The 13,115-nt window shown below is 67.0% G+C and carries 12 protein-coding genes; 6 read left to right on the forward strand and 6 right to left on the reverse strand.

What is annotated here, in order from left to right; all coding sequences use genetic code 11:
- The first annotated feature begins 10 nt into the window (after nt 1-10).
- From B9C43_RS47930 to B9C43_RS47950, 5 genes are read left to right on the forward strand one after another with little or no spacing between them, the layout of a single operon-like run.
- Nucleotides 11-1,051, forward strand: coding sequence for a DUF7847 domain-containing protein (locus B9C43_RS47930; protein WP_200826037.1), 1,041 nt, complete (start codon nt 11-13; stop codon nt 1,049-1,051).
- Entirely contained in the window at nt 1,048-1,656 is a 609-nt protein-coding gene (locus B9C43_RS47935; RefSeq protein ID WP_235039269.1) for a DUF4129 domain-containing protein, read from the forward strand. Before B9C43_RS47930 ends, B9C43_RS47935 begins: the two co-directional genes overlap by 4 nt.
- A complete protein-coding gene (locus B9C43_RS47940; RefSeq protein WP_084433975.1) occupies nt 1,653-2,783 on the forward strand; it encodes a DUF4350 domain-containing protein in 1,131 nt (376 codons plus the stop codon). The genes B9C43_RS47935 and B9C43_RS47940 overlap by 4 nt, the downstream gene beginning before the upstream one ends.
- Nucleotides 2,783-3,733 carry an AAA family ATPase gene (locus B9C43_RS47945; protein ID WP_084433976.1) on the forward strand — a complete coding sequence of 317 codons (951 nt, stop codon included), beginning with the start codon at nt 2,783-2,785 and terminating at the stop codon, nt 3,731-3,733. The genes B9C43_RS47940 and B9C43_RS47945 overlap by 1 nt, the downstream gene beginning before the upstream one ends.
- A 5-nt stretch (nt 3,734-3,738) precedes the next feature.
- Entirely contained in the window at nt 3,739-5,031 is a 1,293-nt protein-coding gene (locus tag B9C43_RS47950) for a DUF58 domain-containing protein (protein ID WP_084433977.1), read from the forward strand.
- Here B9C43_RS47950 and B9C43_RS47955 read toward each other — a convergent pair.
- Complete coding sequence (locus tag B9C43_RS47955) at nt 5,028-6,035, reverse strand: stage II sporulation protein M (protein ID WP_033382560.1); 1,008 nt, start codon at nt 6,033-6,035, stop codon at nt 5,028-5,030. The two genes, B9C43_RS47950 and B9C43_RS47955, sit on opposite strands and share 4 nt — an antisense overlap.
- Before the next feature lie 35 nt (nt 6,036-6,070).
- On the opposite strand from B9C43_RS47955, the gene B9C43_RS47960 reads away from it, so the two are divergent.
- Complete coding sequence (locus B9C43_RS47960) at nt 6,071-6,904, forward strand: RDD family protein (protein ID WP_084434070.1); 834 nt, start codon at nt 6,071-6,073, stop codon at nt 6,902-6,904.
- 2 nt (nt 6,905-6,906) lie between these two features.
- On the opposite strand, the gene B9C43_RS47965 is transcribed toward B9C43_RS47960, so the two are convergent.
- From B9C43_RS47965 to B9C43_RS47985, 5 genes are read right to left on the reverse strand one after another with little or no spacing between them, the layout of a single operon-like run.
- Nucleotides 6,907-7,629, reverse strand: a complete 723-nt coding sequence (locus tag B9C43_RS47965) for a maleylpyruvate isomerase family mycothiol-dependent enzyme (protein ID WP_084433978.1) — start codon at nt 7,627-7,629, stop codon at nt 6,907-6,909.
- Between the two features lie 29 nt (nt 7,630-7,658).
- Complete coding sequence (locus B9C43_RS47970; protein WP_160097248.1) at nt 7,659-8,207, reverse strand: hypothetical protein; 549 nt, start codon at nt 8,205-8,207, stop codon at nt 7,659-7,661.
- Nucleotides 8,200-9,297: a hypothetical protein gene (locus B9C43_RS47975; RefSeq protein WP_084433980.1), complete on the reverse strand. Its 1,098-nt coding sequence runs from the start codon at nt 9,295-9,297 to the stop codon at nt 8,200-8,202. The genes B9C43_RS47970 and B9C43_RS47975 overlap by 8 nt, the downstream gene beginning before the upstream one ends.
- Entirely contained in the window at nt 9,294-11,534 is a 2,241-nt protein-coding gene (locus tag B9C43_RS47980; protein ID WP_143447114.1) for a hypothetical protein, read from the reverse strand. Before B9C43_RS47980 ends, B9C43_RS47975 begins: the two co-directional genes overlap by 4 nt.
- Nucleotides 11,521-13,077 carry an AfsR/SARP family transcriptional regulator gene (locus B9C43_RS47985; protein ID WP_084433982.1) on the reverse strand — a complete coding sequence of 519 codons (1,557 nt, stop codon included), beginning with the start codon at nt 13,075-13,077 and terminating at the stop codon, nt 11,521-11,523. Before B9C43_RS47985 ends, B9C43_RS47980 begins: the two co-directional genes overlap by 14 nt.
- Nucleotides 13,078-13,115 lie beyond the last annotated feature (38 nt).

Consider the following 13,115-nt stretch of genomic DNA (forward strand, 5'->3'; position numbering starts at 1 on the left):
GGGGGTTTCAGTGACTGAATCAGGTGGATGGTCGTCACCCGACGACCAGTCCCGCAGACCACAGGATCCCCCCGCCGGGCAGCAGCCGCCGTACCCGATGCCGCCGCCTCCGCAGCAGTGGGGCCCGCCGCCCGCGGCCAAGCCTGGGGTCATCCCGTTGCGGCCGTTGGGGTTGGGCGAGATCCTCGACGGTGCGATCGCCGCCATCCGCAGCTACCCCAAGCAGATGCTCGGGGTGTCGGCGCTGGTGTCGACGATCTCCAACCTGCTGTTGGTCGGCGTCATGTTCTTCATGATCTACCAGACCGACTGGCTCTACACCACGCTGCCGCTGTCGGCCGACGAAGGCGACCGTGCCATCGCGGAACTGCAGGCCACGCTGATCCTCACGATTCCGTCGATCGTCATCACGATGCTGGTCGGCACGTTCCTCAACGGTGTGCTGACCGTCGTGATGGGCAAGGCGGTGCTCGGCCAGCCGGTCACCGTCGGCGAGGCGTGGAACCACATCAAGCCGCGGTTCGGCGCCCTGCTCGGCCTGAGCGTGCTGTACACCCTGATCGTCATCGTCGGCACGGTTCTCCTGGTCATCCCGGGCATCTGGCTGTACGTCCTGCTCAGCCTGGCCAGCACGGCGCTGATCCTGGAAGGTGCCACGGTCGGCAAGGCGTTCGGCCGGTCACGGCTGCTGGTCACCGGCGCGTGGTGGCGCACGTGCGGCATCCTGCTGCTCGCCGTGATCATGGCCAGCCTGCTCGCCCAGATCGTGCAGATCCCGCTGATCCTGGCCGGTGGCGGGCTGAACGCCGCGACCGGCGGCGGGTTCGAGCCGAACAACGACCTCATGCTGCTGCTCACCGCACTGGCCGGGATCATCGCGGAGACCATCACCCGGCCGTTCACCTCCGGCGTGACCACGCTGATCTACATCGACCGCCGGATGCGCCGCGAGGGCATGGACATCGAACTGGCCCGTCAGGCAGGTGTCACGCCGCCGCAATACCCGCAGCAGCAGCAATACCCACCGCAACAACCACCGACGGCCTGGTGAACAACACCGACATCCCGGTCGACATCGGCCGCGACGCAGCACGCGACGCGGCCGTCCGGGAGCTGTCCGACCCCGCGTACCAAGACGCAGAACCCTCGTTGTTCGTGCGGTTCCTGAATTGGCTGGTGGACCGGTTCATGGCGCTGCTGGAAGGTGCCGCGAGCGTGGTCCCCGGCGGGATCGCCGGCTTGGTCGTCCTGCTCGCTCTCATCGTCGCCGTGATCGTGATCATCCGGCTGCGGGTCGGGAAACTCGCCCGCACCGCGAGCGCGTCCGTGTTCACCGGGCGCAAGCTGACGGCGGCCGACCACCGGCGGGCGGCCGAAGCCGCTGAGGCGCAAGGGGATCTCGCCGAGGCCGTGCGGGAACGCTTCCGGGCGATCGTGCGTGGCCTGGAAGAGCGTGGTGTTCTCGATGAACGCTCCGGGCGGACGGTCGACGAGGTCGCGCACGCCGCGGGCGCCAGACTTCCGGACTACGCCAACGCATTGCGCGCCGCGGCGAGGCTGTTCGACGACGTCTGGTACGGCGGCCGTGAGACCACTGTGGACGAATACCGGCGGCTGGTCGACCTCGACCTCGCATTGGACGGCGCCCGCCGATGAGTACCTCGCTTTCCCCTGACTACAAGCGGATCTGGCGCGCTGCCCGTGGCCCGGTCATTGTCGGGCTGATCATCGTGGCTGCCGCGATCGTGATCGCCTTGGCGCGCGGCGGCGGTGAGGATGGCGCGCTGGACCCCGATTCGGTCTCGCCGCAGGGCAGCCGCGCCATCGCCAGACTGCTCGAACAACAAGGCGTCCAGATCCGTCAGGTCGGTTCGATCGCGGACGCCTACGACGCGGTCACCGGGGACAGCACCTTGCTGATCACCCAGCCGAACTGGCTGACGGTGGAGCAGTTGGAGACTTTGCGCGAGCAAGCCGGGGCGACGGTCACGATCGGAGCCACGGATGGGGCTCTGGTCGGGTTGGCTCCGTCCACGCGGCGAGAAATCCTCGTTGAGCCACAGAACCGGCAACCGGGCTGTGGCTTCGACGCCGCTGGTGTCGTCTACATCGGAGGCGTGACCTACGACGGGCCAACCCGTTGCTACGACGGCGCCGTAGTGCGCGACGGCGACGTCACGCTGCTTGGTGACGCCGCGCCAGTGGTGAACGACACCCTTGACCAAGAAGGCAATGCCGCGCTGGGGTTGCGGGTTCTCGGTCAGCACCGGCAGCTCGTCTGGTACATGCCCACGTTGGCCGATGCCGCGGCCGGCGGCGGTGGTGGCGGCGACCGCGACGCCGAAGGCAGTGGGCTGGAAAGCTTGTACAGCCTGGTGCCCGGCGGATGGTGGTTCGGGCTCGGTCAAGTGGCCGTCGCAGTCCTGCTTTTCATGGCATGGCGGGCTCGCCGCCTCGGTCCGATCGTCACCGAGCCGCTGCCGGTTGTCGTACGGGCAGCGGAAACCACCGAAGGACGGGCCAGGCTCTACCGGCGGGCCAAAGCGACCGACCACGCCGCGGACGCGTTGCGGCGCGCCACGATCGGCAAGCTGATCCCGCTGCTGGGCCTGCCTTCCGACGCGACGCCCGCGGCGATCACCGAAAGTGTCACCGCCCGGACCGGGCGGCCCGGGGTGGAGGTGCACGCCGTCCTTTTCGGACCGCCACCCACGACGGAACAAGCGCTCGTTCAGATCGCGGACGATCTGGATGCCTTGCTGAATGAGGTAGGTTCACGCTGATGGGAAACTCACGCGAGGCGCTGATCGCGCTGCGATCCGAGGTCGGCAAGGCGGTGGTCGGCAACGACGCCGCGGTCACCGGCCTGATCATCGCGTTGCTGTGCCGCGGTCACGTGCTGCTCGAAGGCGTGCCGGGTGTGGCGAAGACGTTGCTGGTGCGGGCTTTGGCGACCGCGCTCGACCTGAAGAACGCGCGGGTGCAGTTCACGCCGGACCTGATGCCCGGTGACGTGACCGGGTCGATCGTCTACGACCCGCACAAGGCCGACTTCGTGTTCCGCGAAGGACCGGTGTTCACCAGCCTGCTGATCGCCGACGAGATCAACCGCACCCCGCCGAAGACCCAGTCGGCGCTGCTGGAGGCGATGGAGGAGCGGCAGGTCTCGATCGACGGTACGCCAAGGCCGTTGCCCGACCCGTTCATCGTGATCGCGACCCAGAACCCGGTCGAGTACGAGGGCACGTACCCGCTGCCCGAAGCCCAGCTGGACCGGTTCCTGTTGAAGCTGACCATGCCGACGCCGTCCCGTGAGGACGAAGTCGGCATCCTGACCCGGCACGCGGCCGGGTTCGACCCGCGGGACCTGACCGCCGCCGGGATCCAGCCGGTGGCCAGCAAAGCCGACCTCGACGAAGGCCGGGCCGCGGTCCGGTCGTTGACCGTGCACGAGCAGGTTCTCGCGTACATTGTGGACATCTGCCGGGCGACTCGCAGCTCACCCGCTGTGCGTCTCGGTGTCTCGCCGCGTGGTGCGACGGCGTTGCTCGCGGCTGCCCGCGCGTGGGCGTGGCTGTCCGGCCGGGAGTACGTGACGCCGGACGACGTGAAAGCGTTGGCGCGTCCCGCTTTGCGGCACCGTCTCGAACTGCGGCCGGAGGCCGAGCTCGAAGGCGCGACCACCGATGGGGTGCTGGACGGCGTGCTCGCTGCCGTGCCGGTGCCCCGCTAGCGCCGATGGCGATCAGCGGGCGCGCGGGGCTGCTCGCTCTGCTCAGCGCCCTTGTCGTTGGTTTCCTGATTCCTTCGTGGGCCGGGATTTTCCTGGTCACTGGGCTGATCGTGGCCGCGATGCTGATCGACCTCGCGCTGGCGGGATCGGTCCGCGCCTTGACGTTCTCGCGTGGCGGCACCCGGGCAGTGCGGCTCGGCGAGCCTGCCGAAGTGACGTTGACCGTGGTGAACCCGGGCAACGCCAGGGTTCGTGGTGTGCTGCGGGACGCGTGGCCGCCCAGCGCGGGCGCGCAGGACCGGCACGCGCTGGACATTCCCGGCGGCGGCCAGCAGACCGTGACCACGGCGCTGCTGCCGACTCGGCGCGGCGACCGGATGGCAGAGCGGGTCACGGTTCGGGCGTTCGGGCCGCTGGGTTTGGCGGCACGGCAGGGATCGCACAGCGTTCCGTGGACTGTGCGGGCGTTGCCGCCGTTCACCAGTCGCAAGCACTTGCCGTCCCGGCTGGACCGGTTGCGCGACCTCGACGGCAGGCTGCGGACACTGGCTCGCGGCCAAGGCACCGAGTTCGACTCGCTGCGGTCCTATGTGGCCGGTGACGATGTGCGCTCGATCGACTGGCGCGCAACGGCTCGCTCAGCGGACGTGATGATCCGGACGTGGCGGCCGGAACGCGACCGGCACCTGATGGTCGTGCTGGACACCGGCCGCACGTCCGCCGGACGCGTCGGCGACATTCCCCGTCTCGACGCCTCGATGGACGCCGCGTTGCTGTTGGCCGCGCTGGCCGCACGAGCCGGTGACCGCGTCGACTTCATCGCCTACGACCGGCAGGTACGGGCCAGCGTGCAGGGCTCGTCGGCCGCAGACCTGTTGCCCGCCTTGGTCAACAGCATGGCGCCGTTGCAGCCGACATTGGTGGAGTCGGACGCGTCCGGCATCGCCGCTGAGGTGCTGCGCCGCAGCCGACGACGCTCGCTGGTCGTGTTGCTGACCGGGTTGGACCCAGATCCGTTGGAACAAGGGCTGTTGCCAATCCTGCACACGTTGACGTCACGCCATATGGTGCTGATCGCGTCCGTCGCGGACCCACGGATCAGCGAGATGGCCAGCGCTCGTGGCGACGCCGAAGCCGTGTTCGACGCGGCCGCGGCAGCACGCGCGATGCAAGAGCGTGAACATGTCGCGGGTTTGCTGCGGCGTCGTGGCGTGGAAGTCGTCGACGCCACACCGGACGAGCTCGCTCCAGCCCTCGCGGACGCGTACTTGGCGCTGAAAGCCGCTGGCAGGCTCTAGGCGGCTGTCGGCAGCTTGTCGCCCGCGTACTTCGCGTCGACGTCGCCGGTCTCGCCAGCGTGAGCGGCGCGACGGCCGATGATGAACACGTACGCCAGGAACGCCAGCTCGGCGACCACGCCGATGCCGATCCGCGCCCACGTCGGCAGGCCCGACGGGGTCACGAACGCCTCGATGACGCCGGAAATGCCCAGCACACACGCCAACCCGAGTACGACGACGACCACCGGCCTGCCCTCTTCCGCAAGCGCTTGCGGACGGGTCCGGCCGCGCGGGTCGATGACCGTCCAGCCGAGCTTCAGCCCGATGCCGGCGGCCACGAACACCGCGGTCAGTTCGAGCAGGCCATGCGGCGTGATCAGGCCGAGGAAGACGTCACCGCGCCCGACGGACATCATCAAGCCGCCGCCGATGCCGACGTTCACCGCGTTCATCCACAGCATGTAGATCACCGGCAGGCCCAGCAGCACACCGAGCATCAGGCACGCCGCGGCCACCCAGGCGTTGTTGGTCCAGACACCCGCGGCGAAGGAAGCGGCCGGTTTGCTGGAGTAGTAGTTCTCGAACTCGCCGCCCGGCTTGGTCATCTCCCTGATCTCGTCCGGCGCGTAAATGCTCGCTTGGACTTGCGGGTCGCCCGCGATCCACAGCGCGATCAACGCGGTGACCCCGATGAACAGCAGACCCGTCGGCACCCACCAACGCCAGCCCAGGTACAAGGCGGCAGGCAGTCGCCGGGAGAAGAACAAGCCGATCTCACGCCACGCTGGGCTGTGCGTGCCGGTGATCGCCGAACGGGCCCGCGCGACGAGCGTGGACAACCGGCCGATCAGCGCGGGATCGGGCAGCTCGGTCCGCACGATCGACAGGTGCGTCGCGGTGCGCTGGTACAGCCGGACCATCTCGTCGGCCTCGGCGCCGCGCACGGATCCACCGCGCCGGACCAGCTCGGCCAGCCGGTCCCACTCCGCACGGTGTGCCGCGACGAACAAATCGATGTCCACACCCCGTACTATTCCGCATTGACCAGGGGGTGGGCATGTCAGATCTAGTCAGCGGCGAGGCAGTGCTGCTGGAGATGCGGGTGGCCAGGCTGGCCAGCCGCGGTCTGGCGTTCGCTCTCGACGTGCTGATCCAGTTCTTCACCCTGCTGATCCTGTTCCTGGTGCTCGGCGCGGCCGGTCTGGTCGGGTTCGACGGCGCGCTGCAGTCCGCGACCACGCTCGTCGGCCTGGTCCTCGTACTGGTCGGCTACCCGGTGCTGGCCGAGACGCTGACCCGGGGGAAGACGATCGGCAAAGCCGCTGCGGGCCTGCGTGTGGTGCGGATGGACGGCGGGCCGATCCGGTTCCGGCACGCGCTTGTCCGTGGCCTCGCCGGGTTCTTCGTCGACTTCTGGGGTGTGGGGCTGTTCGGAGCGGTCGCGGTGATCGTGTCGCTGTCGTCCCGCAACAGCCAGCGAGTCGGGGACATGCTCGCGGGCACGTTGGTGATCCGGGAACGCATTCCCGAACAGGCCGTGGCTCCGGTCTACATGCCGCCGCCGCTCGCCGGGTGGGCGACCACGCAGAACGTCTCAGGCCTGCCCAACGACCTCGCGCTGGCCATCCGCCAGTACCTCGGCAGGCTGCACGAACTGGCCCCGGAAGCCGCACACAACCTGGGCAACCGGCTCGCCGCCGAGGTCAGTGCACGCCTGGACAGCCCGGTGCCGCCCAACGTCCCGATCCCGGAGTACCTGGCGGCGATCCTGGCCGAGCGGCGCACCCGCGAAGAAGCCCGGAAGACTCAGCAGCAGCAATATCGGCCGCAGGATCCACAACCCGCCGCAGAACCGCCGTCGCAGGACAACCCGTTCGCGCCGCCAAGCTGATTTCAGGCTGCGTAGTTCCGCAACAGCCGGAGCGCGGTGGCCGCGTGGGGTCCTGAGGTCGTCAAACCGGAGTCTTCGGGCTTGAGCCGTTGCGCGCCGACCCGGCAAAACGCACCGAGCGATCCACTGATCACGTCCTCTGCGTCCTCGGGGCCAAACTGCCAGCTCGTGCCGTCCGGTCCGGTCAACTCCGCCCGGACAGGCACGGGTTCGAGCCCGGCGAGCTGGAACGCGTAGGGCAACGTTCGATGCGCCAACCGTGCGATGTGCCGCAACCTCTCGGTGTCCGGATACGGAATGTTGAGCGGGCCCGTGATGTCCAAGGCATGCGCCCAATGCTCAGCCAGTCGCGTTGTCGCCATCGTGGCCGGCCGCAGCGCAGCGGATGCCCACGCCGACGCCTTGGTGGGATCGGCCGTGCGAAGGACCTGGACGGATATCCGCCTGGCCGCTTGCCAGCGTGGATAGACCACATCGGGCCCGGCGCGTTCGCTGCGTACCCAGAGGTCCATCGCCTCGTCCACGCTCATGGCTCCGCGCTCCCGCATCGGGTCGCCTTTCACCGTCGCGGCAACCGTTTCCTCGGTCTGCGCGAGATGAAGCAGAACGTCGGCATTGCTCCAGCCCGCCGCGGATGACGGGCGCATCCAGTCCTCGGCCGACAGCGTGGCGAAGATGCCGTCCAACCGGTCGTACTCAGCCTCGAGGTCGTCGAAGATCTCCACTCCCGACAGCCTAGCTGGGGCGTGATCTATCACACGAGCTGTCCGAACCACTCGCCGGCCACCGTGAACCATTGCGTCGCTGGTGATACACACGGGTCTCCCGTGCAGGTCTCGCTGTTCCACACAAGCGCGATGACGAACACGAGCATGGCAGGCACTAGTGGAGGTGCCGTCCGCATCCGCGGCAGGACATCAAGTACGACGTGCGCGACGGACTTGGCCGCGTTCGCCAGGCTGACCACGCTGTCGCCATATGTGTAGGCGGTCGATAAGGGGGGTTTCCCCTTCCTGGTTCGGATGCGGGTGGATACCAGTTCCGGCACGAGCAGCAGCATCGCTATGCGGTCGAAGGTCCACGCGAGCGCCTCGTCCAGCAGTGGTGCCAGCCACGGCAACACACGCCGGAAGACTTGTGTGAGCAACACGTGGAGCAACAGCAGCAGTCCGGCCAATTCCACGACCTGTGCTAACCACAGCGGAATGTTCAGATCCCGCAACAGGCTGTCCGCCGCTTGAACCACACCGCCGACAACGGGAAAATCGGTGAGCGGATTCGTGGCCGTTTGCTCGCTAGTCATCATCGTCATCAAAGTCGTCATCTTCGTCCTGCTCCCGCACCACCTCGGCCGTGACCGGTGCTGCGGCGAGGGCAGGCGGGTCAACGACTCCGTTCCTGGCTGGATCCTGTCGGCTTGACCGGTCGACTTCGAACGGCGCGCGCGTCATGTGGTCGGCGACCACGCTCGTGGCTCTCGCCATGATGTCGGCGACATCACGCTTGTTCACCAAATGGTTCTCCAGCAACGAGTTCAGCATGCCGCGGGCGCCTTCGAAATCGAGCTGCCGCTGCTCAACGAGAACATTGAGGACCTCCTTGACCTCATCCGGGTTGGCAGCGAGCCGTAGTGCCACCAGGTTGAGGCTGCCCGCATTGAGCGCCTGTGCGTAGAACTCGATGTTCTTCTGCAAGAGCTCGAGCTTGTGCTCCTCCTCTTTGGCGGCGAGCCGCTGGGCGAACGTCGCGCGCTGCTCTTCCAGCAACTGCTTGGTCTGCTCCAGTTCGATGGTCAGCGTGGTGTCCAACGTGGTGGTCTTGTGGTCACTCAACAACCGCTCACGCGCGCGCTCGGCGAACGTGCGAGACGCCATGTGTCCATGGGTGCTCGTGTCCATCTGCAGCGTCGTCTCGCACGCCACCAGCAAGAGGCCATGTGAGAGGCGAACAGAGCGACCTGTGAAGTGCTTGCGGATCGCGTCCTCGGCAGCGGCATTGCGTTCGATCGGGTACGAACGGCTGATCTCGCGCAGTTGCCCTTCGACCGTCGGTTTGACGACCTCTTCCGCGTCCGACAGTTTGCTGCGCACCGCCTCCCTGGGGTCATCGACGCGCCAGTGCGCCACGATCTTGGCACTGAAGCTGAATGCCTCCTCCGCGGCGGGCAGCTGCAGCTCGAATTTCGTGGTGTGCATCGAGATGTCCACCTCGAACGATGCTTTCGGGGTGTCCCAGGCGATCTCGCCAGCGGTGAGCGCGCGCGTGGATTCGTACAGGTTTCCTCGCTTGTCGAGCAGGATGATGGCGACGTCCGCGCCGGGAACCGGCCGCGATCTCCACATGTCCGCCTTGCTCAGCTCAGCCCGGTTGATCAATGGTTTCGGCTCGCTCACGGTCTCACCCTTCCCTCGTCCAGCGCGGCGATGATGTCCGCCACGGCTTCGGTCCTGTTGGTCTTCCGCTCGGTGGCCCATTCGTTGAGGTAGAACCGCAAACTGTCCTCGTCGCCGGTCTCCGCGGCGAGACCGGCGAACAATCGGCCAAGCGGCGCCCGTTGCGCGGGATCCTTCTGCGCGGTGTCCACCCAGGATTTCAATTCGGCGTACAACGATTGCGCCCGGAACGGCGCGTCGAGCAACCGGGCAAGGGTGATCACCACGGCACGCCGGTAACTGATCGTGTCATTGCGAAAACGGATCGGCCGTTCGGCTGTGGGTTCGTTCTCGGCTACATGCAACAGCGCGGGCCAGGGCTCAGGACTCTCCTCAATGGACACATGGAGGAACGTGGCAAGCTGGAGGGAACAGAACAACCCGGTGTTGCGGATGGGAAAGCGCATGTTGTCCGTCCATCTGAGCAGACTCGACAACACCTGACCGAGGCGTCCTGGAATCATGGCCATATTCGTCAGTGCGTCGGCGATCGCGAACCGGTCCTTGGTGGTCGAGTCCTCCCTGCTCGCGACGCGGCGCATCTTCGCCATCGCCACGTCCGGGGTGACGATGCCAAAGGTCCCCAACGCCTTGATCGCCGCGGTCCGCCGGCCAACCGAGTCCGACTTCAGCCACTTGTCCAGCATCTCGACCAGCAGCGGCTGGAGTTCCGGTTGCCTGCTCGGCAGTTCCAGTGCTCCCATCACGGCCTGCAGTTCGCGGAAAGAGTCGGCGTCCGCCCACTTCTCGATCACGAACTGGCGGGCATGGTCGAATTCGGACAGGCTGAGCAGGCCGACCGCGACACCCGCGCGAGCGCAGACCCTCTTGTTCTCGGACGCCCCCAGCTTGCGCAGCCAGTTCCGTACGACCGCGTGCGCTTCGTCGTACTCCCACCACACGTGTTGCAGCACCTTGCGGGGCCGGCGGTCGTCGCGATATTTGACCACGTGGGCCATGAGCGGACCCAACTCGGTCGTCTCCATCTCGGTCACGACTTCCGCCCCGACGGTTTCGATCAGGTCGCTGCGGCGCAAAGTGAACAGCGACCGGGTCCGGGTTCGCTGGTCCGGGTTCTCGGCTGCCTGCATGTCCTTCGCGAGTAGCGTCGCCGTTTCGGCCACGATGTGCATGGGCATGCCGTTGAACGCCGCGAGGGCAACGGCGAAGGCACGTTGGTCGTTGTCGATGAGCGTGTCGAACCACTCCCGGAACTCCGCCTCGGCGGTGCCGGCGTAGCGGCTTCGAATAGTCGCGAAGTCGGCTCGCCGCAAAGCCACCTCACCAAGATCACGCGCGAACTCCGCGAGTTGGCCGACTCGGCGCGCTGTCCGGATGGACTCCGTCACCAGGTCGGCGAACTCGGGAAAGTCCTCGATCTGCTGTTCCGGCTTGCCCGCCGATCGCAGATGCGCCCGGAAATGGTTGGCGACGACAGCGGCCCCGTCGGGGAACGCGGTCGCGTCGAGGATGTAAGCCGACAGCGCTTCGTCGCGGATCTCGGTCGCCGGATCGAGCAGGACGACCATCCTTGAGCCCTTGGTGTCCAGCGCCCGCTTGAGCTCGTCGAAGTGGAACTCGTGCAGCTGACGCGCCTCGTTGACCCTGAGCCATTCCAAGAGGTGACCGCGGCCGGCACGCAGGCCAAGCTCTTTCGGCGCGCGCAGACTCACGTCCGGGTTGAGTTTCTCCACGCCTTGTACGCATTCCTGGTGCAGCAGACGCAGTGCGAACGTCGTACGTCCCCAACCGGGCTTCGCCCGCAGCATTACCACCGACCTCGCGCGCAGTTTCGAGCGCAGGCCGGGATAGTCGTCCGGCTCGACGAAGGTCGCGGCGACGGATCGCAGTGTCTGCTCGGCGACCGCGCCACTCACCACCATTCCTCTCGTGGCGTCCACGGGACCGCCAGCTCCGGCGTCGAGCAGGCCGATCGTGTTGTTGAGGAAGATGTTCGCCGGTTGTGTTGTGCCACCGAGGAGCGCGGACACGGCGTCCGCTCGTGCCCGATTGTCTTCCCCGAGCTGACGTCCCTTGTCCCGGTCGGGAGCGGTTGTCCGGAACTCCTTCTCCAGAGGGTCTTCGGCGTCGTCAGCCGGTTCGGCCTTGGGCTCGTCCTTGCCGTCCTCGGTGCTGTCCGCCGCTGGCTTGTCCTCGGTCTTGTCGTCGACGTCCTCGGGCTGTTCAGCGTCGCTCACGGTCGGGCCTGCCATTCAGGTTGACGGAGGCGTCCAGATTCTTGATTTTGTTCCTGTAGAACAGGTTGCCGTTCACGGTGGCACCGGCCAGCGGCGACGGCTCGGCTGTGTCGGCCTCATCCTCGTCGTCGTTCTCGCTGTGCAGAGGTGGGTGTGGATATCCGGGGACCCGTACCCAGCCGGTCTTGTCGTCCAGCCGCCCGTATGAGCTGGCACACAGGTCTTCGTGGCCGTGCTTGATGAGTCCGTTGTAGACGGAGTCGGATACCGCGATCACGCACTGCGCCTTCGCGGCGCGCTGCAAGACCTCCTTGACCTGTTGTGAAGCGACAAGCCGGAACGCGGCGTTCAGGTCCGCCCCGGACAATCCTCGTTCGTCGCGGTGTACCTGGCCGCGATGCACGGCGATGCGCAGCCGCAGCCGGTCGGCTTCGGGAACGTCCTGGTCACGCCGTCGGAGCGCCTCGATCAGAGCATCAAGCCCGGAGCCGAGGATATTCATCAGGTCCGCGTCGATCAGTGCGATGAAGCCGTCATCGCGGTCCTCGAAGACGACCTGGTCCGCCGTCACTCCACTGGCCGACCGGGCTTGCGCGAAGATCGCGTACAGGTCGTCGCGCAGCGCTGGATCGCCGTGACGGCTGGGGTTCTCGGCGTCGATCGCCACGAGTGACCGGGTCATCGGCTCCTGCCCGATGGCCTGCTCCCTGTCGTAGGGCACAACGGCCTTCCCGGCCATCGATTCGGGGGCCGGGTGAATCACGGCCCGTGGGCGAAGCGACTCGTCGTCGTGCAGCACGCGGTCGTGCAGTTCGCGGAGGGATTGGCTGGCATCCTCGCCGTGCGTTTTCTTCAACAGCTTGTCCATTCGGGGAAAGAGGGCGAGTGCGTCCGTCCGGCGACCGTCCAGGCAGTAGGCGTGCACCAGCAGTTCGGCTATTCGGTAGTTGCTTGGCAAGAGCGCGAACAGGCCCTCGAGCTCACCAACGGCCAGACCTGGGTCACCTGTCTCGATCTCAAGTGCGGCCCGCTCGAGCCTGGCGGCTCGATGTTCGTTGACCAGGGTCACGCGCATGCCGGAAATCCACTCGCCGTTCACCCCGAAGAGCGGCTCCGGATCCATCCTGCCGGGCACGGGGCCCCATTCAGCGAGCGCGGCCCGCATCAGGTCGAGGGCGCCGGTCTTGTCGGTCCGAGCAAGTTCACGCGCCTGGCTGCGGCAATCCCGGAACCGCAGCCAGTCCACATGGCTGCGCGGTACCTGCAACCGATACCCGCCGCTTCCCCTTGGCAAGTGCGCATCGGCGCCGGTCTCGGCATCCGCCAACGTCCGACGGACCTTGTTGACGATCCGGTTCAACTGTTCCTGGGGCTTCTCCGGTGGGAGGTCTCCCCAGATCCGGCTGATCAGCTGGTCCGTCGGCACGTGCTGGCTTTCGGCCAATAGCAGAATCGCCACGAACAGCCGGTGCTGGCGCTCGCCGAGCGCGACCGGGTTGCCATCGACGCGTGCGGTGACTTCATGGAGCAGTACGAAATCCATCGCGTACTCCTTCGTTCCTTCGACGCCTGTCGCCGGGT

Origin of the sequence: Kibdelosporangium aridum, from assembly GCF_900176515.1 — a bacterium.
GTDB classification, from domain to species: Bacteria; Actinomycetota; Actinomycetes; order Mycobacteriales; family Pseudonocardiaceae; genus Kibdelosporangium; species Kibdelosporangium aridum.

Excerpts from the sequence above, each read along its gene's own strand:
- B9C43_RS47945 (WP_084433976.1), top strand. The coding sequence starts at position 2,783 with ATGGGAAACTCACGCGAGGCGCTGATCGCGCTGCGATCCGAGGTCGGC.
- B9C43_RS47970 (WP_160097248.1), bottom strand. The coding sequence starts at position 8,207 with ATGACTAGCGAGCAAACGGCCACGAATCCGCTCACCGATTTTCCCGTT.
- B9C43_RS47940 (WP_084433975.1), top strand. The coding sequence starts at position 1,653 with ATGAGTACCTCGCTTTCCCCTGACTACAAGCGGATCTGGCGCGCTGCC.
- B9C43_RS47985 (WP_084433982.1), bottom strand. The coding sequence starts at position 13,077 with ATGGATTTCGTACTGCTCCATGAAGTCACCGCACGCGTCGATGGCAAC.
- B9C43_RS47950 (WP_084433977.1), top strand. The coding sequence starts at position 3,739 with ATGGCGATCAGCGGGCGCGCGGGGCTGCTCGCTCTGCTCAGCGCCCTT.
- B9C43_RS47960 (WP_084434070.1), top strand. The coding sequence starts at position 6,071 with ATGTCAGATCTAGTCAGCGGCGAGGCAGTGCTGCTGGAGATGCGGGTG.